Origin of the sequence: Sphingobacterium lumbrici, assembly GCF_006476045.1 — a bacterium.
In the GTDB taxonomy this organism is placed as follows: Bacteria; Bacteroidota; Bacteroidia; order Sphingobacteriales; family Sphingobacteriaceae; genus Sphingobacterium; species Sphingobacterium lumbrici.
The window spans coordinates 169260-195769 of sequence record NZ_SRZY01000028.1; the positions used below are offsets into that span (position 1 = coordinate 169260).

General features: G+C 38.9%; 27 protein-coding genes and 1 pseudogene. 21 read left to right on the top strand and 7 right to left on the bottom strand.

Annotated elements, in window-relative coordinates; genetic code table 11:
• Positions 1-2 precede the first annotated feature (2 nt).
• From E4F24_RS10390 to E4F24_RS10460, 15 genes and pseudogenes are all read left to right on the top strand, one after another.
• Positions 3-1103, top strand: a complete 1101-nt coding sequence (locus E4F24_RS10390; RefSeq protein ID WP_140938631.1) for a TlpA family protein disulfide reductase — start codon at positions 3-5, stop codon at positions 1101-1103.
• Between the two features lie 106 nt (positions 1104-1209).
• Complete coding sequence (locus E4F24_RS10395; RefSeq protein WP_140938632.1) at positions 1210-1899, top strand: response regulator transcription factor; 690 nt, start codon at positions 1210-1212, stop codon at positions 1897-1899.
• Between the two features lie 331 nt (positions 1900-2230).
• Positions 2231-3175 carry a homoserine O-acetyltransferase MetA gene (gene metA, locus E4F24_RS10400; RefSeq protein ID WP_140938633.1) on the top strand — a complete coding sequence of 315 codons (945 nt, stop codon included), beginning with the start codon at positions 2231-2233 and terminating at the stop codon, positions 3173-3175.
• 327 nt (positions 3176-3502) lie between these two features.
• Positions 3503-6259: a DUF1553 domain-containing protein gene (locus E4F24_RS10405; RefSeq protein ID WP_140938634.1), complete on the top strand. Its 2757-nt coding sequence runs from the start codon at positions 3503-3505 to the stop codon at positions 6257-6259.
• A 4-nt stretch (positions 6260-6263) separates the two neighbouring features.
• Complete coding sequence (locus E4F24_RS10410) at positions 6264-7760, top strand: DUF1501 domain-containing protein (protein ID WP_140938635.1); 1497 nt, start codon at positions 6264-6266, stop codon at positions 7758-7760.
• Between the two features lie 10 nt (positions 7761-7770).
• A complete protein-coding gene (locus E4F24_RS10415; RefSeq protein ID WP_140938636.1) occupies positions 7771-8658 on the top strand; it encodes a sugar phosphate isomerase/epimerase family protein in 888 nt (295 codons plus the stop codon).
• Entirely contained in the window at positions 8655-10088 is a 1434-nt protein-coding gene (locus E4F24_RS10420) for a c-type cytochrome domain-containing protein (protein WP_140938637.1), read from the top strand. The genes E4F24_RS10415 and E4F24_RS10420 overlap by 4 nt, the downstream gene beginning before the upstream one ends.
• A gap of 42 nt (positions 10089-10130) precedes the next feature.
• Positions 10131-10412 (top strand): annotated as a pseudogene (locus E4F24_RS10425) (alkaline phosphatase family protein); the annotation flags it as partial.
• A 328-nt stretch (positions 10413-10740) separates the two neighbouring features.
• Positions 10741-11109 (top strand): Fic/DOC family N-terminal domain-containing protein, encoded by a 369-nt coding sequence (locus E4F24_RS10430; protein ID WP_216629163.1) that lies wholly within the window; start codon positions 10741-10743, stop codon positions 11107-11109.
• A gap of 160 nt (positions 11110-11269) precedes the next feature.
• The gene (locus tag E4F24_RS10435; RefSeq protein ID WP_181182435.1) at positions 11270-11899 is read left to right on the top strand and encodes a hypothetical protein; all 630 of its coding nucleotides are present in this window, start codon (positions 11270-11272) and stop codon (positions 11897-11899) included.
• Positions 11900-12027: 128 nt separating this feature from the next.
• Positions 12028-12393 (top strand): DUF4268 domain-containing protein, encoded by a 366-nt coding sequence (locus E4F24_RS10440; RefSeq protein WP_181182436.1) that lies wholly within the window; start codon positions 12028-12030, stop codon positions 12391-12393.
• A 23-nt stretch (positions 12394-12416) separates the two neighbouring features.
• On the top strand, positions 12417-13430 hold the full coding sequence (locus tag E4F24_RS10445) for a PDDEXK nuclease domain-containing protein (RefSeq protein WP_140938641.1): 1014 nt from the start codon (positions 12417-12419) through the stop codon (positions 13428-13430).
• Between the two features lie 240 nt (positions 13431-13670).
• A complete protein-coding gene (locus tag E4F24_RS10450; protein WP_140938642.1) occupies positions 13671-14192 on the top strand; it encodes a GDSL-type esterase/lipase family protein in 522 nt (173 codons plus the stop codon).
• A gap of 188 nt (positions 14193-14380) precedes the next feature.
• Positions 14381-14995 carry an FMN-binding negative transcriptional regulator gene (locus E4F24_RS10455; RefSeq protein ID WP_140938643.1) on the top strand — a complete coding sequence of 205 codons (615 nt, stop codon included), beginning with the start codon at positions 14381-14383 and terminating at the stop codon, positions 14993-14995.
• Positions 14996-15310: 315 nt separating this feature from the next.
• Positions 15311-15856, top strand: a complete 546-nt coding sequence (locus tag E4F24_RS10460) for a dihydrofolate reductase family protein (protein WP_140938644.1) — start codon at positions 15311-15313, stop codon at positions 15854-15856.
• Positions 15857-16158: 302 nt separating this feature from the next.
• Here E4F24_RS10460 and E4F24_RS10465 read toward each other — a convergent pair whose 3' ends face one another.
• Positions 16159-17052, bottom strand: a complete 894-nt coding sequence (locus E4F24_RS10465; protein ID WP_140938645.1) for a helix-turn-helix domain-containing protein — start codon at positions 17050-17052, stop codon at positions 16159-16161.
• 218 nt (positions 17053-17270) lie between these two features.
• On the opposite strand from E4F24_RS10465, the gene E4F24_RS10470 reads away from it, so the two are divergent.
• The 4 genes from E4F24_RS10470 to E4F24_RS10485 all read left to right on the top strand — a co-directional run bounded on the left by E4F24_RS10470 (position 17271) and on the right by E4F24_RS10485 (position 20636).
• Positions 17271-18311: an alpha/beta hydrolase gene (locus tag E4F24_RS10470; protein ID WP_140938731.1), complete on the top strand. Its 1041-nt coding sequence runs from the start codon at positions 17271-17273 to the stop codon at positions 18309-18311.
• A gap of 63 nt (positions 18312-18374) precedes the next feature.
• Entirely contained in the window at positions 18375-19067 is a 693-nt protein-coding gene (locus E4F24_RS10475) for a carboxymuconolactone decarboxylase family protein (protein ID WP_235891200.1), read from the top strand.
• A gap of 7 nt (positions 19068-19074) precedes the next feature.
• The gene (locus E4F24_RS10480; protein ID WP_140938646.1) at positions 19075-20142 is read left to right on the top strand and encodes an alpha/beta hydrolase; all 1068 of its coding nucleotides are present in this window, start codon (positions 19075-19077) and stop codon (positions 20140-20142) included.
• A gap of 83 nt (positions 20143-20225) precedes the next feature.
• Complete coding sequence (locus tag E4F24_RS10485) at positions 20226-20636, top strand: (R)-mandelonitrile lyase (RefSeq protein ID WP_235891201.1); 411 nt, start codon at positions 20226-20228, stop codon at positions 20634-20636.
• Positions 20637-20828: 192 nt separating this feature from the next.
• On the opposite strand, the gene E4F24_RS10490 is transcribed toward E4F24_RS10485, so the two are convergent.
• Positions 20829-21302, bottom strand: coding sequence for a GNAT family N-acetyltransferase (locus tag E4F24_RS10490; RefSeq protein WP_140938648.1), 474 nt, complete (start codon positions 21300-21302; stop codon positions 20829-20831).
• A gap of 5 nt (positions 21303-21307) precedes the next feature.
• Entirely contained in the window at positions 21308-21613 is a 306-nt protein-coding gene (locus tag E4F24_RS10495) for a hypothetical protein (protein WP_140938649.1), read from the bottom strand.
• 669 nt (positions 21614-22282) lie between these two features.
• Here E4F24_RS10495 and E4F24_RS10500 point away from each other — a divergent pair.
• Positions 22283-22729: an ATPase gene (locus tag E4F24_RS10500; RefSeq protein ID WP_140938650.1), complete on the top strand. Its 447-nt coding sequence runs from the start codon at positions 22283-22285 to the stop codon at positions 22727-22729.
• Positions 22716-22898: a hypothetical protein gene (locus E4F24_RS10505; RefSeq protein ID WP_140938651.1), complete on the top strand. Its 183-nt coding sequence runs from the start codon at positions 22716-22718 to the stop codon at positions 22896-22898. Before E4F24_RS10500 ends, E4F24_RS10505 begins: the two co-directional genes overlap by 14 nt.
• 12 nt (positions 22899-22910) lie before the next feature.
• Here E4F24_RS10505 and E4F24_RS10510 read toward each other — a convergent pair whose 3' ends face one another.
• The 4 genes from E4F24_RS10510 to E4F24_RS10525 all read right to left on the bottom strand — a co-directional run bounded on the left by E4F24_RS10510 (position 22911) and on the right by E4F24_RS10525 (position 26354).
• Positions 22911-23324 (bottom strand): hypothetical protein, encoded by a 414-nt coding sequence (locus E4F24_RS10510; protein WP_140938652.1) that lies wholly within the window; start codon positions 23322-23324, stop codon positions 22911-22913.
• A gap of 397 nt (positions 23325-23721) precedes the next feature.
• On the bottom strand, positions 23722-24168 hold the full coding sequence (locus E4F24_RS10515) for a suppressor of fused domain protein (RefSeq protein WP_140938653.1): 447 nt from the start codon (positions 24166-24168) through the stop codon (positions 23722-23724).
• Between the two features lie 1140 nt (positions 24169-25308).
• Positions 25309-25905 carry a mobile mystery protein B gene (locus E4F24_RS10520; protein WP_140938654.1) on the bottom strand — a complete coding sequence of 199 codons (597 nt, stop codon included), beginning with the start codon at positions 25903-25905 and terminating at the stop codon, positions 25309-25311.
• Positions 25896-26354 carry a mobile mystery protein A gene (locus E4F24_RS10525; protein ID WP_140938655.1) on the bottom strand — a complete coding sequence of 153 codons (459 nt, stop codon included), beginning with the start codon at positions 26352-26354 and terminating at the stop codon, positions 25896-25898. Before E4F24_RS10525 ends, E4F24_RS10520 begins: the two co-directional genes overlap by 10 nt.
• Positions 26355-26510 lie beyond the last annotated feature (156 nt).

Consider the following 26510-nt stretch of genomic DNA (forward strand, 5'->3'; position numbering starts at 1 on the left):
AAATGCAGGTAGTAAGATTTTGTGTAGGTATAGTATTAACATTCATTGTTTTATGGAGTTGCAGTCACAAGAATGTGATCTCTATTTCCGGACAAATAAATAATCCGGGCAATATAAAGGTAGTTGCCTTTTATGAAGGTGATCGTAAGTTGGATTCTGTTTTTTTAGGAGATCAGCATAAATTTAAATTCGAGCGACAAGCTACGCAGCCGAGACTTTTGTCTGTCGAATTAGGCAAAAATAGATACCCTGTTATATTGATACCTGGAGAAAAGATCCAATTTGTAACCGATCTTCATGATCCGGATCAGTACGATATTGTCGGATCCGAACTGTCGTCAAAATTGAAGGAATTTGCACCTGCAAAACGTCGCAAAGAATTTATTCAGGATTCCCTACAGGCATCCTTTGTCAAAGCTATCGCGGGAAAATCAGACATTGAAATTGAAAATTTGCGTTCAGAATACCTTACATCATTCAAGGAAGAGCTTAATTATTATACGAAGAAAGTTGTTGAATTTGCTGATCAAAATCGAAATTTAGCAGGTTTCTATGCTGTAAGCACGTTAGATCCTGAGATTGCGGAACAGGAGATCATCGCTTATGCGGAGCAGATACGGGATCAGTTTACTGAAAATAGATATGTAAACCAATTTAAGGAAGAGGCTGCTAAATTGAAGAAGTTAGCTGTGGGACAACCTGCACCCGAATTTGAGGCGTATACACCGGATAATAAAATCGTGAAGCTATCTGATTACAGGGGCAAATTGACACTGGTAGATTTCTGGGCATCATGGTGTGTGCCCTGTCGCAAAGAGAATCCAAATATCGTACGTTTATATAATCACTACAAAGATAAGGGGTTTACTGTATTAGGAGTGTCTTTTGATAATAATCCGGGATCATGGATACGCGCAATTGAAGAGGATAAGTTAACATGGACGAATATTTCGGATTTGAAAGCTTGGAGTTCGGATCTGGTGTTTACGTATAGAATAAAAGCAATTCCGGCATCAGTATTGGTTGATGCAAAGGGGAATATCGTCGCTAAAAATTTACGGGGGAAAGAACTGGAAGATTTTTTGAGTAAAGTGTTAAATTAGAGGTGCTTTATTAATTTATTAAGTTTATTTTAAGGCTTAACAATTTCATAACATTTCTTTAACTTTATATTACCATAAAGTACATACTTTTAATAAAAAAACAAATATGAGCGTCAAGCAGAAAATACTTGTGGTAGATGATGAAAAGGATATCTTAGATTTGATATCTTATAATTTAGAACGAGAAGGTTATCAAGTTTATACAGCCGCTAATGGAAGGTTGGCCATTGAAAGGGCTAAAGAGGTCAATCCAGATTTGATTATCTTAGATGTAATGATGCCTGTAATGGATGGTATCGAAGCCTGCCGTATTATGCGCTCTTTGCCCGAATTCAAACATACGTTTATGGTGTTTTTGACGGCTAGGAGTGAGGAGTATTCTGAAATTGCAGGATTTCATGTCGGAGCTGACGATTATATTGCAAAACCAATTAAACCGCGTGCATTGATGTCACGTATTAATGCCATATTACGTAGAAATGCCTCTGAGCCTGTAGAAGAAGAAACGGATAAACTTGAAATCATGGACTTGATCATAGATCGTGATTCGTTTCTGGTTTACCGTGCTGATGAAAAAATTGTTTTGGCCAAAAAGGAATTTGAGCTCCTGTATCTCTTGGCTTCAAAACCCAATAAGGTTTATACCCGAGAACAGATTCTGAAGGCCATTTGGGAAGATTCCGTAGTAGTGACGAATAGAACGATAGATGTACACATTCGTAAGTTGCGTGAAAAAATAGGTGAGAACTATGTGTCGACTGTGAAAGGGGTTGGGTATAAATTTGAGTTGAATTAGTAGAATACCCTCTTGTTCGTTAAGTTAATATATTATTGCTGCATATAAAAATCCTCTAACACCGGGAGGTGTCAGAGGACTAAACCAATTATTAACCTAAATTATGAAATAGCTATTTTACAATATACGTGCCAAATTCATTCATGTTTGCCTTCAAAAGATTTTATATGATCGCTTTCGCGTAAATTCATCAATGTTCATTTCTAAGGTATGAAAGGGTGCTAGGAGGTTTATCGGTTTACCTTACCTGTGGGCTGTCTGTATGCCGGATTTTTAAGTTCCCGTTTATTCTTTATATTTTTGTGGTAAATAAAGCACAATAAAATAGGATATGCCAGTCAAGATACCCAATAATCTGCCAGCAATAGAGCTTCTAAAAAAGGAAAATATATTTGTGATGAGTGACCTGAGGGCCAATGCACAAGATATTCGTCCCTTGCGTGTGCTTATACTTAATTTGATGCCTCTTAAAATATCTACAGAAACCGATTTTGTGAGATTACTTTCCAACAATCCGCTACAGGTAGAAGTAGAATTTTTAAGATTGGACACACATACGCCCAAAAATACATCGGAAGAACATTTGGAGATGTTCTATAAAGGATTTAGTGAGATAAAAGAGAATTTTTATGATGGTATGATCATTACTGGTGCTCCAGTAGAAATGTTGAAATTTGAGGAAGTAACCTATTGGGATGAAATTACAATGATTTTCGATTGGGCTAGACAGCATGTTACCTCTACATTGTACATCTGCTGGGCCTCTCAAGCTGCGCTCTATCATTTTTATGGCGTCAAAAAAATACCGTTGGACGAAAAGTTGTTTGGCGTTTTCAAACATACTGCTATTGAAAAGCGGGATCCCTTATTTAGAGGCTTTGATGATGAGTTTTTTATCCCGCATAGTAGACATACGACAATTTTAAAAACAGATTTGGAAAACAGGGATGGAGTTTCGATCTTGTCTGAGTCTCAAGATGCCGGAGTTGCAATCGTATCTTCCAGGGGGGGGCGTGAGTTTTATCTTACCGGACATTCGGAGTATGCGCCACTTACCCTTCATGATGAATATATGAGAGACTTGGAGAAAGGACTTCCGCTTGACATACCTCAGAACTATTACATGGATAATAACCCCAACAACCCTCCGTTAGTCTGTTGGACAGGTCATGCTAATTTACTTTTCAACAACTGGTTGAACTATTTTGTCTACCAAGAAACTCCTTTTGATTTGAATGATGTGGAATATTTAGGTGAAATAAAGAACCAGAACTAGACTGCTAAATTCATTATCTCTTATCACAGTTCAAACATGCAGTACTAAAACAGTGAAGTCCTGAAATAGTCAACCTATTTCAGGACTTCACTGTTTTAACTGCTTATGATAAATTAGTGTCAATAAATGTTACTTTGGATATAGTTTTTATGTGTTTCCGTTTGTATTTTTGATTTCTGTTGGCTAACCAGAGTTTTTCATAAAGAGAGAAAGTTTAAAAAAGTATATCTTTATTAGTGGTATTAAATATGTAAGTGATCTCCGGATCACATATTCCTATAGTTTAACACACCTCTAGTAGTAAGAGATAATAGACAATTATAAGCCATGAGAAGAAAATTGGTGGTATTTGTGGTATTGGCAGCTGTTATCGCTGTTGTTGGGATTTTCACCCTGCGTAAAGATCGCCCAGTAGATTTCAGTGCCGATGTAAAACCTATCCTGAATAAACATTGTATAACCTGTCACGGCGGCGTAAAGAAAAACGGCGGATTCAGTCTGCTGTTTGAAGAGGAGGCTTTTGCAAAGACCGAATCCGGGAACCCGGCGATCATTCCCGGTGATGCTGGTCATAGCGAATTTATTCGTCGGTTGACATCGGATGACCCGGAATTGCGTATGCCTTATAATGCACCTATGCTTAGTCGCGCAGAAATTGATATTTTAAAGCGATGGATCAATGAAGGTGCGAAATGGGGCAAACATTGGGCGTATACCTTGCCGGAAAAAGTCGAAGTTCCAAAACCGTTTTCCTTTGCCGGGCTTTTTGGAGGTATCCCTAAGGGCATAACGAATGATATCGATTATTTTATTCAGGATAAGTTTGCAGATAAGGGATTGTCCTTTTCTGAAGAAGCCGATAAAGAAACAATACTGCGTCGAGTCTATTTAGATTTGATAGGCGTACCTCCGAGTTTGGAAGAGGTGCGATCATTTGTTGAGGACGAACGCGATAACGCGTACCAGCTTCGAGTGGATAGTTTGTTGGCCTTGCCGAAATATGGTGAGAAATGGGCTTCATGGTGGTTGGATATGGCGCGGTATGCAGATACAAAAGGCTATGAAAAGGATGGCTCACGTCAGATATGGGCTTATAGAGATTGGGTCATCAAAGCATTTAATCAAGATATGCCCTTTGATCAATTCACTATTGAACAATTGGCTGGAGATTTGTTGCCGGAACCTACGAAAGATAATTTGATAGCTACAGCCTTTCACCGCAATACGATGAATAATGATGAAGGGGGAACGGACAGTGAAGAATTTAGAGTAGCTGCAGTACTTGACCGCGTAAACACGACTTATCAGGTATGGTTGAGTACAACCTTTGAATGTGTACAGTGTCATAGTCATACATACGACCCTTTTAAGTTTGAAGAGTATTATAAGTCTGTGGCATTTTTTAACAATACGCGCGATGAAGATACGCAGGGCGACCACCCGAAATTAAGGTTTTATAGTGCACAGGATGAACAGCGTATCGATAGTATAAAAGGATGGCTGAAAAATCACAGTAATGCCACTTTGCTGAAATCTGTCGATCTTTTTCTGCACACCTTAGAGCCGAAGGTTCATGCACATTATAGTGATCAATTGGTTAATGGCGCGTTGTACGATACCAAATGGTTGGGCGTACGCCATGGCGGAAGTGCACGTCTCCGCGGGATAACGCTTGATGGTAAAAAACAATTTTACATGAATTTCTGGACCAGCTTAACCGGTGGTAAATTGGAAATCCGTAAAGACAATCCGAATGGTCCAATATTGTCTATAGTTGATCTTCCTCCTACACAAGGTCGTCAGGTAATTCAAGCCCCTCTTGCAGATGTGAATGGGACCCACGATTTATATTTAGTTTTTAAAAACCCAACAATAGCCAAAGACCAACCGGTATGTATGATCGAATGGTTTGCCTTTCGTGAAGATTTCCCTATCAGCCAAGAACCAGGGACAGAAAAAATGCAGCATACCTTTTTACAGTTGGTGAATACACACCCCGAAAGTGTACCTGTGATGATTGAGAACCCGACAGAAATGCGTAGAAAAACTTTTGTCTTTGAGCGTGGCAATCGACTTACACCGGGCATAGAAGTCGAACCAGCGGTACCTGAATCGCTTAATGACTTCCCGAAATATGCACCTCTCAATAGGCTAGGCTTTGCACAGTGGATTGCAAGTAAGGACAATCCGCTCACCGCCCGAACGTTGGTCAACCGTGTATGGGCACAGTTGTTTGGTAGAGGATTGGTTGAACCGCTAGGCGACATGGGAACCCAAAGTACACCTCCAATCCATCAGGAATTGCTAGATTACTTGGCACTAGATCTCATGCATGAAAAGAACTGGAGTGTGAAGAAGCTGTTGCGTGAGCTTGTTCTATCTTCAACATATAGACAATCGTCGAGTTTAAATAATAAAAAAGTATCCAAGGACCCGGAGAATTACTACTTTGCACGAGGACCTCGATTCCGTTTGTCTGCAGAGCAAATTCGCGATCAAGCCTTAGCAGTAAGCGGCCTACTGAGTAATAAAATGTATGGACCAAGTGTAATGCCCCACCAACCCGATGGCGTGTGGATGACCGTATATAGTGGTGAATCCTGGAGAAAGAGCGAAGGTGAAGATCAGTATCGAAGAGGGGTCTATACGTTTTTAAAACGAACAAGTCCTTACCCTTCTTTCATTTCCTTTGATGCCTCAAGCCGGGAAGTATGTTTGGTGGATCGAATACGGACAAATACGCCCCTACAAGCACTGATAACATTGAATGATCCCGTATATCTGGAAGCCGCAAGACACCTGGCGAATATTATGGAAAAAGAAGGTGGAGGCGATCCCAAAGCGAGTATAGAAGTAGGATATCGCCGCACGATGTTTAAGCATCCGGGAGCTGAAAAAACACAAGCATTACAGAAATTATACGCCGAAGCATTAGCGAATTTTACGAATAAACCTAACGAGGCTGCGAAATTTATGAGGGTAGACCCTGCGACAATGAAGCAGCAGGAGTTAATTACGAAGGCAGCTTATGTGCTTGTCGCGAACGTATTACTGAATTTAGATGAGTTTTTAACGAAATCGTAAACACATGAAAGAGCTGGATAGGTTGATAAAGGAGGCGCAACAGTACCAATTGCAGGCCGTTACACGCCGTCATTTTTTGAAGGAATGTGTGGCAGGGATTGGGGGCATAGCATTAGGGGGCTTGTTAGCGAACTGTGCGGGCAACAGCGGAGGAATGGATGGTGTTTTAGATTTTAACGCATTAAATCCGTTAATTCCTAAGTCCCCACATTATCCCGGAAAGGCAAAAAGTGTCATATACTTGCATATGGCCGGAGCACCATCACAATTGGAATTGTTCGATTATAAACCAGCTTTGCATAAACTGCATAATCAACCCTGTCCCGAATCACTCTTAGCAGGGAGAAAATTTGCCTTTATCCGGGGTACCCCCAAAATGCTCGGCCCACAGGCAACTTTCAAGCAATATGGACAAAGTGGTGCATGGGTATCTGATCATCTACCCCATTTTAGCAATGTGGTGGATGAGGTAAGTTTCCTAAAAGCAGTACATACGGATCAATTTAATCATGGGCCGGCTCAGCTTTTTATGCATACAGGCAGTGCACGCTTGGGTCGTCCAAGTATTGGTTCATGGGTAACATACGGCTTGGGATCCGAAAACAGCAATCTACCCGGATTTGTGGTATTGACCTCTGGTGGAAAAACACCCGATGCAGGTAAGAGTGTATGGGGAAGTGGTTTTTTGCCCTCCGTGTATCAAGGAGTACAATGTAGATCAAAAGGAGATCCGGTTTTGTATATTGCTGATCCGGATGGTATGGACCGTGATTTAAAAAGGAGTGCAATAACTGCAATTAATGAGGTAAATAAAGAAGAATATAATACGTTTAAGGATCCTGAAACCCTTTCGCGTATAGCACAGTACGAAATGGCCTATAAGATGCAGGTCGCCGTTCCCGAAGTGATGGATATTTCCAAAGAACCGGAATATATTCATGAGCTATACGGTACAGACATAGGTAAAGAGTCTTTTGCCAACAACTGTTTGCTTGCGCGTAAATTAGTGGAACAAGGTGTACGTTTTGTACAGCTTTTTGATTGGGGCTGGGATAGCCACGGTACAAATCCGGCGGATTCTATTGATCTGGGTTTTCGGAATAAATGTCGGGAAATCGATCGTCCGATGACGGCTTTGATTATGGATCTAAAGCAGCGGGGATTGTTAGATGAAACGTTGGTGGTCTGGGGTGGAGAATTTGGACGTACGCCGATGCAGGAAAATAGGGATAACAGTGATATGCCTTTCTTGGGCCGCGATCACCATACTGATGCATACACGATCTGGATGGCTGGGGGTGGTGTTCGCAATGGGATTAGCTACGGCGAAACGGACGAGATCGGATTTGCCGGTGTCAGTGGCCGGACATCCGTGCATGATGTACATGCTACCATGCTCCATCTGCTAGGATTTGATCATGAAAAATTCACCTATGAGTTTCAGGGCCGACCTTTTCGTTTAACCGATGTAGAAGGAGACCTTATTCAAGCTATTGTTTAATGATTATCAAATGAAATATATCTGTTTTTTTATGTTGCTTGTTGTTGGAAATCTGCCATTATTAAAGGCACAAAACAAGCAGACCTTCTCTATTAAATATTATTGTACAAACTGGGGGATGAATGAATCTTGGGATGACTTCTGCCAGAAAGTAAAGCAAGCCGGTTATGACGGTGTCGAAACGTGGCTGCCGGGGACAACGGAAGAACAAGTACAGATGACTACAGCTTTGGAGAAACATGGGCTGGCACTAGGCTTGCTTTGTGGCGGTGGGGGTGCCGATTTTGACCAATATCTTCGCAGTTATACCAACAACCTGGAGGCCGCAGCTAACTTTAAACCAGATTATATCAATTGCCATACAGGGAAAGATTATTACTCATTTGATCAAAATAAAAAGCTGATCGAGGAGGGGGAACAAACGAGTAACCGTCACCAGATTCCCATCTATCATGAAACTCATCGCGGACGTTTTAGTTTTGCCGCACATATAACTAAGGAATTTTTGGAAAAGATCCCGCAGCTATCACTCGCTCTGGATATTTCGCACTGGTGTAACGTGCATGAATCTTTGCTGGGAGATCAGAAAGAAACTGTGGCACTAGCATTGGCGAGAACGGGGCATATACATGCCCGTGTCGGGCATCCGCAGGGGCCTCAAGTTAACGATCCTGCCGCACCGGAATGGAAAGCGACGTTGGAACAGCATCTTGCTTGGTGGGACGAAGTCGTAAAACTTCATAAACAACAAGGTAAAAAGCAGCTGACGATTACAACGGAATTCGGACCAGCTGGTTATTTACCCACGCTACCCTACACCCGGCAACCGGTGGCCGATCAATGGCAAATCAATGTATTTATGTTAAATCTTTTGAAAGCCAGATACGCGCAGCTATGATGTTTTTTGAAGAGCTTTCTACCTTTATCGGGCGCTGGCATCCACTGTTGGTTCATTTACCTATTGGTATGCTGGTGCTGGCTTTTGCAATGGCGTTGGCTACACGGTTTGACAAGAGCAGGGATTATCAAGCAGCAATTTGTTTCACCTTGTTATTGGGAGCTATTGCAGCTGTTTTCGCAGGGATAACAGGTTATCTGTTGTCTCGAAACGGTGGTTATGAAGCGGATGTGTTGAATTTTCATCAATGGTTGGGAATTGCTGTAGGAATAGTTAGTTTTTTAACTTTCTTTCTTTACCGTGATACTACGTCGGTGCGCACTTGGTTGGTCAAGATCCGTAAACAACGCTTTTGGTTTTTGTTCGTTATTGTCGTATTGTTAGGTTTTACAGGGCATTATGGCGGTACACTTACCCACGGAAAGGGCTATATCAAAGATGCGCTGCCAACCGGGATAAAAAATGCTCTTCGAATAGCTAATCCAGAAGAAGAGACGCTTACGTTGGAAAATGCGCAGGAAGCTATTGTTTATGAGGGGATCATACAACCTATACTAACGCAGCGTTGCCAAAGTTGCCACGGCGATAAGAAACAAGAAGGGGGACTGAGATTACATACACGTGAAAATCTGTTAAAGGGCGGAGAAAATGGGGTAGTGCTACGTAATGGTGACGCAACCAAAAGCGAACTTTATGCGCGGTTAATTTTGCCGGAAGGACACAAAGGACGGATGCCGCCAAAAGGGAGGACACCCATTACACCCGATCAGATTAAATTGATCGCCTGGTGGATCGAAACGGGAGCCGATTTTAATAAAAAGGCGAAAGAGCTTAAGCAATCGGACGAAATATTAGCGATCCTACAAAAACTTGAAAGCGGGGCAGAGGTACAAGAGTCTTCTCTTTTCGCAGGTTTACCGGAGGCGCCGCCACTTCCTGAAGAGAAAATAAGAAATTGGCAGGCTAAAGGTATTAAGGTGATGCCAGTAGCAACCGATAATAATTTTGTGATGATCAATGCGATAAACTATCCACAATTTAACGACGATGATTTAAAAGATCTTCTCCAAATCAAAGATAATATCGTTCAGCTCAAAATAGGAAGTACGGCGGTAACAGATGCAGGAATGAAATTCGTTATGGAATTACCTGTATTAATTCGATTGCACGTAGAACATACCGTTATTTCGGATGCCGGACTAGCACAATTAAAAGGCCTGAAGAATTTGGAATATATAAATCTGGTCGGTTCAAAAGTCACAGCGGATGGTTTAGCGTCTTTAGCTGCGATTCCTACTTTAAAACATGTTTACGCTTTTCAAACCCAAATGGTTGTTTCAACAAAATTGGGGAAAGGCAATGAAGATATGAAATTAGACACGGGCAGCTATCGACTTCCTTTTCTTGATTCCGATACCGTGCGATATTAGTATGTGTCACTTAAACTAAGTTCGGTTTCTCCATTACCATTCACCAATACAGAGGATCCGGATTACCATAGCTTAGCATCGTTGACGTATCAGGATAAAGAAGAGGGGAAGATCGTTCAGGTGCCGAAAGGAGATGTTTTTCATCAATTCCGTCAGGATGTGGATGCCGATAGATTACCGACGGTATCCTGGTTGGTGGCGCCATGCCGCTTTTCGGATCATCCCGGCTCACCATGGTTTGGTGCGTGGTATGTCTCGGAGACCTTGGGTATCTTAACCAAAAATCCAGAGATATGGAAGAAGACTATCTTCATCTTGACCTATCGCTGGCTGTTATCACATTTTATTGACGGGACACATTGATGTAGGAAGACCCAGCCAAACAGATCCATTGATGGGTGGGGAAACGCCGTATGACTGACCATATTCGTAGCATGATTTATACATATTTCAGATTGACTGTTGGCATTTTGATACAGTCAATCCGTTTGACAAGCGATTTAAAGGCGACTTTATTGAAACGCTTAAACTCTTGGAATTGGTAAAAAAAACTTACTACATTAGCAACTGACAGTCAAAAACGAACGAGAGTAAATTTTTATTATTTTTACCCTTGTATTGAAAACGAGAGTAAAACTTACACTTGCAGAATATGAGCAAATTTGACCATAAAATACCGTATAATGACCTGCCCTTGCTACCACCAAAGGCAGATATTGAAACGAAAGAAATACTTCGTACAACCATTTCGGCAGGTAGGGCTTTGGCTCGGCTGAATGGCACTTTAATGAATTTGCCCAATCCAACGCTGTTTTTAGACACGATTTATTTACAGGAAGCAAAAGCGAGTTCGGAAGCAGAAAACATAATCACAACAAACGATGAACTCTACAAATCTTTGGTAGCCGACAGAAAAGTGGAAAATTCAGCCACCAAAGAGGTTTTAAGTTACAAAGAGGCTCTTTGGTTGGGCTTGGAACAATTGAAGAAAAAGCCATTTATCACACCAATCTTTGTATAAGCATTGTTCAGTGTATTAAACAAAACACAGCTTCTATTCGGGTTACACCCGGAACTACATTAAGCAACACAAAAGGCGAAGTGATTTCACACCGCCAAGCCTCTAACCGTTACAAGCAACTATAATGACACGACACTACATAACAATCATATTGACCATTTTGACTTTGACTTCTGTTTACGGACAGGCAAACAAAGCATCGTGCGACTGCCCGAAAACGCAATATGCAGGAACAAAAGCTGACACGACTTTTTACCTCTCCAACGGTAAGACAGTTGTTTTATGTGGCTATAAAAATCCAGATAGCGAACCGACAACATTTTCTGAGTTCATACTTGCAGTTTGCGGACAAGATACAATCATTGACTTTTGGGGTGCGGTGCTGACTTGCCGACTGAAGGTTAATAAAGATACATTGCTTGTTGATCAACTTCAAAACCTGCCTGCAGGAAAGAATTTTAAATTTCAAGAAACAGTTTGGACAACTGAAAAAATACATTTCAGCGGACAAAAACTCGTTAGAAAACTTGTGGTTAACAGACAAATCAGAAAATATAGCCAAGACGAAATTCAATCTGTTTTAAAAACATACGAAACAGCAAAGACAGGACTTGACGACAATAAAATGGAAATTGCAAACAAACTATTCATTGCGACAATTTCAGGCGACAAAAAAGCGAGACAATATTTTAGGGAATTTAAGAGCAAGTTTGGGACACTTGACGGAGCATTTGCAGAAGAATATAGCGACTTGACAGCAATGTTGGAACTATGGGACAAAAAAGAATAGCTGTTTGTAATAGCAGTTTGGCGCAAGCGGGGGCTTTGTTCTCCGTTTGACAGTTTTTCGTAAACTTGAACTTTCGGCTTCGTAGCAAGTTTTGTGGTAAAAATCACCGCCCATCGCCAATCCCTTCTTTGCAAACACCAAGACCTCAATATTGGTTTGATGTTACATTAGGGAAATCGAATGTCCATTTATCCAATACTTGCAACACAGACCAAAATACCGTTGGCATCAGAGTTTATATCGGAAGTAGAATTGCAGAAAATATGCTACCCTATCTTGAAAGCAGAAAAATCGAAATTGAAGCTGAACTTGGAGAAACTTTGACTTGGAATCCAAATCCTGACAATAGAGATAAAGTAATTACTTTGATCAAAACAACTGACTTTGGAAACGAAAGACAAGTTGACGACGCTCTTGATTGGCTTGTACAAAAAACAATCCATTTTAGAACAGTATTTGCTAAAATAATTCGTCAGTATCAGCCAACTACCTGATTTCATTTTACTATTTTTGCAATATGGCAAGAGAGTTAAACAATATTGATACAAACTTATTGGAAAGCATTAAGCACATTGTTCTTAGTGCAAGGAAAAACGTATCTCAAAAAGTAAATCAAGAGCTCATCTTAACTTATTGGCAAATCGGGAAAGAAATTGTAGAAACCGAACAGAAAAACAACATTGACAATCAGACATCAAGACAAATCATACTCAACCTTTCCAAACAATTGACCAACGAAATAGGAAAAGGATTTTCCCGTTCCAATTTATTCAATATGAGGAAATTTTATATTGAATACACAAATGTCCAGACAGTGTCTGGACACCTTACTTGGTCATTTATTTGTGAGCTTTTGATTATTGAAGATAAAGAGAAACGGAGCTTCTACGAAAAAGAAATAATCAATGCTTCTTGGTCATTTAGAGAACTAAAAAGACAAATAGACAGTTCGCTTTATGAGCGTTTATTGCTTTCGCAAGGAAAAGCCAATAAAGAGAAAGTCTTGGAATTGGCACAAAAAGGACAGGAGCTAAATAAAGCAGAAGACGTATTGAAAAATCCTTACGTATTTGAATTTCTTGGCATTCCCGAAAATAAGCCGATTTTAGAAAAGGATTTGGAAACCAAACTTATCCGACACATTGAAGACTTTTTACTGGAACTTGGCAAAGGATTTATGTTTGTCGGTTCGCAACAACGGATAACCATAAACAATACACATTATTATGTAGATATGGTTTTCTATAACAAGATTTTACGTTGTTACATTCTTATAGAACTGAAAACCACAAAACTCAATATTGCAGACGGAGGACAACTGAACACTTATCTGAATTATTACAAAACAGAAGTGAATGACGAAACCGACAATCCGCCAATCGGAATAATTTTGTGTACAGAGAAAGACGAAATCACAGCAGAATATATACTTGGAGGGTTTGAGAACAACGTATTTGCTTCAAAATATGTAACTATCCTTCCTAACAAAGAAAAACTAATCGAGGAAGTAGAAAACGTAATGAACAAATAATGAAGAACGCAAAACAGGGCAAGTTTACAAACCAGATGGTCGGTTGGCTACTATTAGCGACAAACATTTTGACAGCAACAGTTTTGACAGTTGTATTAGCAAAGGAAAAATATCCGTCAAAAATTTATCACAAGTTTTTTTCAGGACAGGACAGGAAAAACCTATCCTTATCTTGACAATTCTCGCTATACAAACTATACAATCGTATATCCCTTGTATAAGGAACAGAAAAATATTGTAATGTTGGGCAACTCTTTGACAAACTACGCTAATTGGAATGAACTACTCAACAGACCTGACGTTGCAAACAGAGGAATAGGCGGAGATATAACCGCAGGATTTATCGGAAGACTAAATTACGTCATAAGTGTAAAACCAAAAATTTGTTTTGTAGAAGGCGGAGTAAATGACATAAGTCGTGGTGTTCATCAAGACACCATTATCAAAAACTTGACGACAATAATTGATACGCTACAAGCAAACAACATAAAGCCAGTTCTGACAGCAGTCACTTTGCTGACAGAGCAGTATAAATCGAAAAATCCTGTTGAGCAAAACAAAAAAATCAAAGAATTAAACAGACGAATATTCCAACTTGTTAAAGACAAAAACGTAAAACTGATAGACCTAAATCCTTATGTAAGTGACGAGAATTTCCTTATTCCTGAATATGCAGTTGAGGACGGCATTCATTTTACAGACAAAACATACTTGGTTTGGAAGCGTGAAGTAGAGAAAATATTAGAACAAGAAGGTATTTAAACAATGGTTTGGCATCAGGCGGGCTGACGTGGTAAATTGAACATTAGTGCTTTTTATTAACTTTGGTGCAAGGCTGAAAGTTTGTGCTTCCAATCCCGCCTATCGCCAATACGCGAACCGTTAGAGGTAATTGAAGAAGATGACAAAGACAAACAAAACATTGACTAAAAATAATAATATTTTCATTTATGCACTTTCCAAAACTTTTTAAATCCGAAGATTTCAATCTTCTTAAAGAAATCATTAGGGAGAATTCTTTTTCAAGTTTAATAACTTACAAGGAAAAAATTCTATCTACTAAAGCAATGATGCAATTGAATGAACTTGGAAATGATCTTTTTCTTATTGAAACCCATATAAATAGAGCTAACCCTGTTGCCAGAAAAATTAAAGAAGGAGATGAAGTGTTATGTGATTTTTTAGGAGCACATTCTTATATTTCTTCATCTTGGTATGACCACATAAATGTTTCAACTTGGAATTATGAAGAAGTTCAAATTTATGGTCTTGTTGAAATAATGTCTGATAATGAATTGTACAATCATTTGAAAAAATTGACTGACTTTTTTGAACTACCTCAAAAATGCCCAATGACATTAGAGCGTATGGGTACTGAATTTGTAGAAAAAGAAATGAGAGGAGCATTAGGTATAAAAATAATTCCAACAGATGTAAAAGTTAAGCGAAAACTATCCCAAAATAGAGACGAAGTAAATTATCAAAGAATAATTGAAAACCTAAACGAATCTAATTTTCAAATGGATAAAATTATGGCAAAAAAAATGACAGACTTGAAAAAATAAAGAACAACGAACCGCGGTTTGACGTAATGGGGGACATTCTTCGTATGAATATTTGTGCTAAATTTGAACTGTGTGCTCCGAGACCCGTCTGCGCCAAGCGGCGAAACCGTTACAGGCAATGTTAAACGACCGCTCAGCCCGATAGTTTGTAAAATCATCGGTGTAACTTCAACTCAGACTTTGCCGAAAATTGTGGGTTTAGCAACTTTTTACAAGCTTTGTGTAGATTGACTGTCCTTCGCTGACTTTTAGAAAAAATTATCACGGACAGACAATCAGACCTAACACGACTATAGCGATTGACAATAACAAGAAATGGAAAACAACAGAAAAGTAGCTTTATTTATAGCAACAAGTTTAGACGGTTACATCGCAAAACCGAATGACGACCTTAGTTTTTTGAAATTAGTAGAAAAAGAGGGCGAAGACTATGGTTATGCCGAATTTACGGCAACTATTGACACCATAATTCTCGGTAGAAAAACTTACGATTGGGTGCTTAGAGAAATTGGAAGTTCGCATTACGACAACGGTAACAGAGACGTTTACGTTATCACAAGAACCGAAAAAGCAAGTGTTGGCAGGACAACATTTTACACAGGAAGTTTGACAGAATTGGTAGAACAACTGAAAAGCAAAAACGGAAAAAATATTTATTGTGACGGTGGTGCAGACATAGTGAACGAACTTTTGAAAAGCGACCTGATTGACGAATTTATTATTTCGGTTATTCCTGTATTGGTTGGCAGCGGGACACGACTTTTTAAAGACGGCAGACCCGAACAAAAACTTAAACTCGTAACAACAAAAACATTTGATACGGGACTAACACAGCTTCATTACAAACGTGCCAACAACTAATCAGCGACAGAAAACACTGCCAATTTTGTGCTCCGAAACCCGCCCCAAAGGCCAATACGCGAATCGTTAGTTGCAATGGTAGGACGACCCGCACAACTTCGACAGTCGGACCTCTGACAGACAACCACCGCACGGAAAAATTTTAGCCGACCCACATTTAGCACCTTTGGTTTGCCCCGATACACAAAGCCAACGCTTCGCAAAACCAAAAGAGCCAATTAAGCGAAGCGAATCACGAATACCTTTAAAAACAAAATAACTAATGAGTAAATCTTGCCCACGCTACAACGAAGACAATCTACTCAATTCAAATTCCGATACTCAACAGGCGTTACCCCTGTTTTTTGCTTAAACAATCGGGTAAAATGTTGCGGATATTTAAACCCTAAATTATAAGCAATTTCACTAATAGACTTGTTATGGTCAAAAATCCGCTCTTTGGCAACTTCAATGACTTTGGATTGTATGTATTCTTGTGCTGTTTTTCCTGTTTCTTTCTTAATCAAATCACCAAAATAATTGGCAGACAAATTCAATTCATCAGCACAATAAGAAACAGACGGCAAACCAATATTAACAGGTTTTTCAGACGAAAAATAACCATTCAAAAATTCTTCAAATCGTTCCAAAACTCCTTTATTGACAATATCCCTTGTGATAAACTGACGGTCATAAAATCGGGTACAGTAATTCAAAAACAATTCAATGTTTGACACAATCAGTTGTTTGCTATGCTTATCAATGGCGTGTTTTAGTTCGTATTCAATTTTTGAAAAACAATCCTGAACTATCTTTCTTTCCTGTTCCGACAAATGCAGAGCTTCATTGACAGCATAAGAGAAAAAATGATAATCGCTTATGTTTTTCCCAAGCGAAGTTCCCAACAACAAATCGAGGTGGAAAACCAACGCAATACCTTGTGGCTGATAACATTCATCTTTACTTTCCCCAATGACCTGACCAGGAGCAAGAAAAATCAGTGTGCCTTCCTCATAATCGTAATTGCCCAATCCGTAACGCAAATCGCCACAATGAATTTGCTTTAAAAAGATAGTATAAAACTCATAACGCAAGCGTTTGAGTTTTCTTGGTTCGGCTTTATCCAAATGAACCACGCTTACCAAAGGGTGCAGAGTTTCATTGTTATTAAAGGCGTTGTATTCTTTTATGGTACTGAAATTCAGAATATCGTCCATTGCGGTACTTTTAAATTGACACCACAAATTTACAAAATCAATTCCCTTGTTTCACGTTACAAAAGCCCAATCAGTAATATTGGTAGGTAAAACCGCAATCTGTATAAGTACAGAAATTTTATTCTCTGCAATTTTGCATTATCAAATAAAGGATTTCCAAAAACTATCAACGAAATAAGAAAATGAAACAAATAACATTCTTACTAATAACAATAGCTATGGCAGCTTGTACAAATACGGAAAAGGCAAAAGACACGAACAAACAAAAACCTTTGATAATCGAAGAGCAGGGAGTTTTTGCCGTAGGTGGAACAGTAATAAAAGCGGACGGCACTTTTGACCCGAAAAATCCAACCGCAGACGGACAGACCTTGCACACAGACCACGCAACAGTACAATATCAAATACCCGAAAACGCCCGAAAATTACCTTTGGTATTTTGGCACGGTTTCGGACAAACGGCAAGAACTTGGCAGACCACAGCAGACGGACGTGAGGGATTTCAGACAATATTTTTACGAAAACAATATACTGTTTATCTCATTGACCAACCACGCAGAGGACAAGGCGGTAGAAGTTCACAACCTGTAACTATCAATGCAACACCTGATGAACAGTATTGGTTTGGAATGTTCCGTATAGGGATTGGAACAGAATATTTTCCTGATGTGCAATTCTCAAAAGACCCCGAAGCACTTAATCAGTTTTTCAGACAGGTAAGCCCCGATTTAGGCACAATAGATTTTAAGGTTAATGTTGATGCCGTTTCCGCATTGTTTGATAAGATAGGACAAGGGATTTTGGTAACACATTCGCACAGTGGCGGACAAGGTTGGCTCACGGCAATCAAAAATGATAATATTAAAGGCGTTGTATCTTACGAAGCAGGTAGCGGATTTGTATTTCCACAAGGCGAAACACCCGAACCAATGCAAAGCTCAGCAGGCGTATTAGAAGCCGTAGCCATTCCGAAAGAAGACTTTTTGAAGCTAACTAAAATACCAATCGTTATTTATTATGGCGATTTTATTCCCGAAACACCATCAGACAATTACGGTACGGATAATTGGAGAACTCGTTTAGCAATGGCAAAAATTTTCTGCAATACTATCAACAAATACGGTGGTAATGCTTCGGTTGTACATTTACCAGAGATTGGAATAAAAGGCAATACACACTTTCCAATGTCCGATTTAAACAATGCAGAAATTGCAAACCTTATGGCTGAATGGCTAAAAGAAAAAGGATTGGATAAATAGTAAAAACAGATGGTGAAGCAACTAAAAACAATCAGCCTTATAGCAATGGTAATTTTCGTTTCAATGTTTGCAAATCAAGTAAAAGCACAGCAAATGACAACACCCGATAATAGTTTAAGCGTAAAAGAACAAAGCATTATAACCATTTCGGCATTGACAGCAAAAGGCGATTTAGACAGGCTAAAAACAGCCTTGAATACAGGGCTTGAAAATGGGCTTACCGTTAATGAAATAAAAGAAGCATTGGTACACACGTATGCTTATTGCGGATTTCCCCGTAGTATCAGAGGCTTACAAACCTTTATGCAGGTATTGGACGAACGCAAAGCAAAAGGCATTAACGATAAGATTGGCAACAATGCTTCGCCCATTGATGAAACAGGCAGTAAATACGAACGAGGTAAAAAGATTTTGGAGGAACTAACCCAAACGCCACAACCCGAAACGCTTACAGGCTATTCAGCATTTGCCCCGACAATAGATACCTTTTTAAAAGAACATTTGTTTGCAGATATTTTTGAAAGAGATGTATTAAACTATGTTCAAAGAGAATTAGTAACCGTTTCCGTAATAGCAACCATTGGCAACGCAGAACCTATGTTGCGTTCGCATTTAACCATTTGTTTGAATGTAGGTTTAAAACCTGAACAGTTGAAAGAATTTGTAAGTGTCATTAAATCAACCGTCGGGAAAAAGGAAGCAAAATCGGCACAGAAAGTTTTGGACGAAGTGCTTAAAACAAACAAATCAAAATAAGTTTAGTATGAAAAAAATAACGGCAATAATCGCAATAGCAATGACAACAATAGCAACAGATACGCTAAATGCACAACAATCGCAGTATTATAAAAAGGCAGAGCAAAACCCTTTTACTTTGGTATATGAAGGAGCAATTACAGAAAATGTAAAAGGCAAAGTAAATATTCACCCTGTTACCTATAAAATAAAAGATATTACCATTGTAGCCAATGTTTACACACCAGCCAATTATAACACTTCGCAGAAATACCCTGCGATAGTTTTAGCACACCCCAACGGTGGCGTAAAAGAACAGACAGCAGGACTATATGGGCAACGTTTGGCAGAACAGGGATATATTACTATTGTAGCAGACGCAAGCTATCAGGGCGGTAGTGGTGGCACACCCCGAAACGTAGATAAACCTGCAAACAGAGTAGAAGATATACACGCAATGGCTGATTATATTTCTAAATATGCAGGTGTTGATACTTCAAAAATCGGGTTGCTTGGTATTTGTGGCGGTGGCGGTTACTCGTTAAAAGCAGCCCAATCAGACAAACGGTTTAAAGCTATTGCTACATTAAGTATGTTCAATTCGGGTTTAGTAAGATGTAACGGCTTTATGAACTCACAATTAAACACCATTCAGGAACGGTTAAAACAGGCTTCTGATGCAAGAGCTTTGGAAGTAACAGAGGGCAAAATACTTTATTCAGGAGTAGCGAGCATTACAGATGAAGAAATCGTCAAAACACCAACCGACCTGTATCGTAAGGGATATGAATATTATTACAGAACCCACGCACACCCAAATTCAACCTTTCTGTACACCACAAGCAGTTTAATGGATTTAATGACTTGGGACGCTACCGACCAAATAGAACTGATTAACCAGCCTTTATTGATGATAGCCGGAAGCAAAGCCGATACAAAATATATGACGGACGAAGCATTTATTAAAGCCACAAATGCAAAAAATAAAGAGTTGTTTTTGATTGACGGAGCTACCCATATACAAACCTATTGGAAGCCCGAATATGTAAAACAGGCAGTAGATAAATTGGTGAACTTTTATCAAACGAACCTTTAAAATTCAAAGCAATGAAGTATCACTTTAACTATATTCTACCGTTTGTAATAGTGCTTTTCACAGCGTGCAACAACAATCAGAAAATGGAAGAAACAACACAGCAAAACGAAACTGTTTTTCCGAAAGGCGAAAGGATTACCAATGATAATTTTACAGGAACGGTTTGGCTCAACTATTTGGCTGAAACCGACACTATCCACAATGTAAATATAGGTTCAGTAACCTTTGAAGCAGGAGCAAGAACAAATTGGCACTATCACAAAGGCGGTCAGATACTTTTGGTAACAGCGGGCAAAGGTCTGTATCAGGAAAAAGGCAAACCGATTGAAATTATTAAAAAAGGCGATGTAATGAAATGCCCGCCTAACATAGCGCATTGGCACGGAGCAACACCCACCGAAGCAATGACACATATTGCCATAGGAACGAGCACCAATATTGGCGGGGCTGTTTGGTTGCAACCTGTAACAGATGAAGAATATCACAACAAATAAAAACAGGCGACACACAAGGACAAGCACATTTGCAAACCGCTACAAGCCAGCTTATCCAAATCTTCAAGGCTTTTTATTATTGCTTCTTTAATTATCATTTTCTGTTTGATGGCTGTCGGCCTACGATTGGCTATAACAGTTCGGAGCTTTGCGTTCGGGCATTTTTTCGCTTCACCATTTGTGTTTTAATCGTCATAAGTGTTTCACCATTTTGATATTTGCTCTTTCGTAAAGTCCGCTTTCTAATTCAACTTCTTCAAAGCCGTATTTTCTGTATAAGTGAATTGCCGATTGCAAAATTGTGTTTGAGTATAAAATAAGTGTCGGTATTTGTTTTTGTTTGGCAACATTCAAGCAATGTTCCAGTAATATTGTCCCAATACCGTGTCCCTGTGCTTTGTCGCTGACAGCCATTTTACCCAACTCGTAAATAGTTTCACTCTTTTTTAATAATGAAGCTGTTCCAACAATTTCGTCATTGAGTTTTGCATAGTAAATATGTCCGCCTTTGTCTATGATATATTTTTTAGGGTTTGAAAGAGATACTATATCACCTTCTTCTACACGAAAATATTTTTCAAGCCACTCGTAATTAAGCGTCTTTATCAGTTCAGACAGTTCGTCAGAAAATTCTACAATTTGAATATTATACCTGTCGTTATTCATATTGATTATTTAATTTCTACGTGTTCTGAATTGCCTTTTTCGTTTCCGTTTGTTAACCATTCCCAATTCAGATTTAATTTTTTCGTATTTGATAGTTCCGTCATAATAGTTACAAAATTTTCGGGCAATTCAAAATTGTAAAACTGAATTTGGCGTTTACCTATACCAAGTCTGAGTAGCTGTTCACGATACAATTCCAAAAGTGTAGATTTGTCCGATCTGCGTAAACCACTAACCACTTTTATAAGGTCTTTTTCCCTATATGACAGTAGTTTTCCTATGTATTCTTTACGATGGATGTAATGTTCCATAGGGTGAAGATACAAATAGATTATCGAAACTTGTTGAAATTGAAGTCCTTGATTTACTTACACAAAAAGATAAATGGCATTAGTGTGCAGCATATTAAAAATGATGTTGTTCGGTTTATACCTAACGATGATGCGTTTGATATTTGGAGTCGAAAATATTTTCTAGATCTTATTCAAAGATTGTTTTTCAGCTAAACAAGAAATAGGTTTGTTTCTCATGCTGGAGGGTGCCGTCATAAAAAAATCCTGAAGCGGGGAACTTCAGGATTTTTAACTAACCAATTATTAACCTAAATTATGAATGCAAATATCAACGCAAACAAAATGCCAAATTTTATATCCGATAGCTAGTTTAACAAAACTTAACAACCTCAAAACGGTTCTCCCTTTTTACCTATGCCAGGAGCAGTGCCGACCGCCAGATACTATCCATTTACAATAACTCAATGTATTATTTTTGCACCGCATATCGAGGATATCAATAAGATATTTACGCCTGTACTCCTCCATTGCCTCAGCCCGTATTTTGATACGAACCGTAATTGGACGTTCCCATAGCCATTTCGTAATTGTAGCTTACAAAGTGAATGTTACAGATCAAAATTAGATATGGCTATCTGCTATTCGATAGTATTCCGTATCTTAGACAATTACATGTAATCGAAACTCATGCCTAACATTTATATTATAGCGGGATGTAACGGAGCCGGCAAGACGACTGCAAGCTATACGGTGCTGCCAGAAATATTAGATTGCAAGGAATTTGTCAATGCAGATAATATTGCTGCCGGTATTTCTCCATTCAACCCCCAAAGCGTAGCGTTAGCAGCTGGTAGGATTATGTTAGAACGGATATCCGAGCTGATGAAAGAAGGAGCTGATTTTGCTTTTGAAACTACACTTTCTACCAGAAGCTACATGTCCCTGATCCGTAGATATCACCGCGGGTTGTCAAACTTGTTAAATCTCTATCTACCAATATGTGATCGATGGATGATTATGGACAATATGGATCTTGTGCCGGAGATTATAACACAAAAGGATGAGTTTGGAGAAGTCGTTGTAAATAACGAAATTTGGTCAAATATAAATGCATGTTATTATGGCAAAAGATAAATTAGGTACTACTATACCGTTAACCGAACGTATTCGTTTAGGTGTACAGAAGGCTTTACGCAAGCTTGCCGAAGAAAGTGCACTTAAAGGTGAGACTTTGGTTGTCAAGATAGACGGAGAGGTAAAAGATATGCCAGCTAAAGACTTACTCCATACATTGCCTCAATAGAGGTACAAATATTTAAATCACGTTAAACCCTTTAGGAATCTTGGCGATATCAAGGTGTAAGGGATCAGCGCCGTTTAATAGAGCGTTTATCACTTCATCTTTCTTTATTTCTTCAAATTGATCGTAACTCAGATCAAACAATGCCTGGAGATTTACCTTTTCTAGCTCTTCTTTTCTATCCACAAAATGATCAGAGTAGATCCGTATAAATTCCTTCTTCAGGATTTCCTTCACCTGAAAGCTTCGGTATTGTAAGAATTCACCCTCTCTGATCCTGAATAACCGCTTCAAGGCCGCAAAGTCATAAGCCTCCGTTTCGGTTATAGCGCTATCTTCAAGGATATGGTTGGCATAGGAAAGCAAGAGATCATAAGTCTGACCGGTGAAAGTTACCGTATGAAGAACAGAAAATCTTTCTTTGAACAATCCAAAGAATAAGCTACTTTTGAAAGGTGAACTCTGCAATCATGTTGCCAAAAACTCTGCACCATTGTTGCCAAAAGTTCTGCACCTAAATTACCAAAAGTTCTGACATCGTATTTACCAGTTACAGGCTGTCGGATATAGCTCCAAAATGTTAGATAGTATGTACATGGATTATTGTGCTATTCTTATCCTTTGTTGTTGTGTTATTTTTATCCTTCGTCGCTGTACTGTTCATATTTTCTGTTGTTATTGTATAAATAAGCTTTTAATTTATTTTTATAAGACAATGTAGAGTGAAATGGCAGCGATAAATGCAACTGGCACCATTAACTATATAAGTTAGCGGTTATCTATAACATACTAATCAACTTCCCATTGTGTTAGATCATCTACCGGATTAGTGTAGTCTTCCTTCTAGCCATTCTTTCATATTGTCGGGAGTAAATTCCCGATCAGTGTTTTCGATAATCCACGACAAGAAGTTCTTTGGTCCGCCATTGAGATATGGGGCAGGGGATACCGGATAGAAGCGAGTAGGTAGGAGCATCATAACTTCAGCAAATTCTGATGATTCGACATCGCCAGGTACATTCATTGGTAGGGCACTCATGCCACAGCTCAACAAAATATGATATGGTCTATCATCGACTGCTTTAATAAAGTAAATGTCTCGATGGATTATTTCAGATTCTATTTCATCAAAAACAACAATGTCATCTTCATCGGTGAAAAATTCATCTAAATGAGAATCAATAATCTCTACACTATTTGGAATGTCGTTTTTCATTGTTTCAGTTGTAATATTTTTTATCATCAGCGACTTTTCGGATTGCCCAACCAGCACCAGTTGGTATAAAGTTGGGATGAAGGTATCTAATTAGTAATTATACTGGCGTAAGATATATCCGTGATCAGTACTATAATCATTAGGATGATCAGTGAACAAAAGATCATGTGCCCTATCAGAAAAATAGTCTTTTTTTTTCGTGGTTCCTCCTTATTGCGATAACTTTTCCAGCCATAGTAAAGCCCGATAGGTGCCAATATAAATACGAGTAGGAGTGGAATAGCCACTACTGTCTCGAAAAGCACTTGATATTTATGTTGTAAATCTCTGGTCAATGCAATGACTAGCATGTAAAAAAGGAAAAAACTTCCATATCACCGAAAAGTGAAAATAGATTTCTTAAGATAAGTCGAGTCAGTTTTTGCTTTCATATTTTATGTACCAGCCACAAAGTTGATGCGACGATTAGACTAATAAATATTTGCTACATTGGTTTTCTAATAATATAATTCTACCTCTAATATACTTTATATTTATTAATACACAATAACCTAAGTTGTTTTACCTTAGATACATTAATGGGTGACTACATTGATATGTAACTTATGCATCATTTACGAACGATCCAAAATATACCAGGGGTCAGACACGAGCGAGACGCTCGCTATAGGAGGCCAGCAGGGAAGCACCTTCCATATTTATCATCTTCCTGACGTCAGGAAAATGATCGTATACAACTCCTCCGGCATTTGCACATGCTTATTTTGCTTTTAGGGTCACTTTTTCAAAGTTTTCCAATTTTGTATAACCCAAGAAGGAGCTGCACCACCAGCTTTTTTCGTAGCATCTGATGTTGTCGTATCACAGTATGCTCAAGTCGCCAGTTGGTACTTCCAGAGTAGATCATTACAACCAGCCGGCTCTGAATGAGTTTCTTTTTTATCTATTTTAAAATTATTTGCCTACCAACTCTTCCTTACCAAATGCTTGTTTATAGCCTGGCCAATGATTTGTTTGTTCTCCATCTTATTCGCATATTTTATGGGAGCGTTATAAAGTTTTTTACCTGATTAAGATATACCGCACGTGGTATGGTTGGATTATGCGATGATAACCGCATAGCTCTTCGAGAACGTCGTTGTATGATCTCAATTACTCTTCTGTAATACTTGGCAATATTAGTAGACTTGATCACACTTATGATCGTGCAAAAACAATTAATGGAGTGATATCCCCTGTGTCTGCTACTCTTACTGCCTGTAAATAGGATACCCGTGTTTCCCCTTGTCGTACAAGATTTGCTGCGCCCCAGCTAAAGACATCTTGCTTAAAAATCTTGTCAATGATAATATCGGCCATAAGTCGGCTATGTCTACCATTACCATTTGCAAAACAATGGATACTTACAATGCGATGTTTGAACCGTAAAGCAATCTCCTCGGGTGGATAAGTATGATGTTCCACCCAATATAAGGCGTCGTCCAATAACGTTCTTAGCTCCGGACCGATCCTATATCTAGCAATACCGATATTCTTTTCAGTATTCCTGAATTGTCCGGCCCACGACCAAACGTGACCATACATCCTTTTATGTAGCTGGCATATAAAAGCTTCCGTTAAGATCTGATCTGGTCTGAGCCTGCGCGTAAGTACCCATTGCATAGCCTCTTCAATGTTTTGCTGTTCAAACTCATCGAGTTCACCCCGTGTGGATATGGTGTCAATCAGCAAACCGTCTATTTCTTCAGGATCTAATGGAGTCTGTCCTGGATTGTACTCAAAATCTAATCCCATAAGATTTTAGGCATTTCGTTCACAATTTCAGCAGTTCTTTCCTGTATTGCTTTTTCAATACGTTTCTTTGAATTTTCCTGTTCTTCGAGTTTCATGGAATTCGAAGTACGCAATACAATCTGCATCGCCAGCTCTTTTGCTTTCCGTTCAATGAGATTTTCAAGAGATCCATCTTTGGGCACAAAACCATACACAAGTTGCATATCTAAGGCATGAGCAGTTTCTTTTAAAGCTTTTAAAGATATAGTACCATCTTTTTCACGTCGTTCCATATCCTGTACACTTTGCTTGGTAATAGATAATCTATTTCCTAATTGCTGCATAGACATTCCGAGTGCGGTACGGATAGCACGAATCCATCCACTTGGTGGTATTGATGTGTTTTGAAGATCCTTAAAAACCTTCATTTTAGCGCTTAAATGCTGTATTTGTAATTTTTTCTTAATCATAAGTCAAGTTTTAATATGATAAAAACCAGTCAAATGTAAGGTTATAATGTGACATATTCGTATTTAAAGTAATACTGCAAGCTTACTTTATAATAAATTAGTAATACTGTAACATGACTTTTATATAAAATAGGTAAGACTTTAAGCTTACTTGTG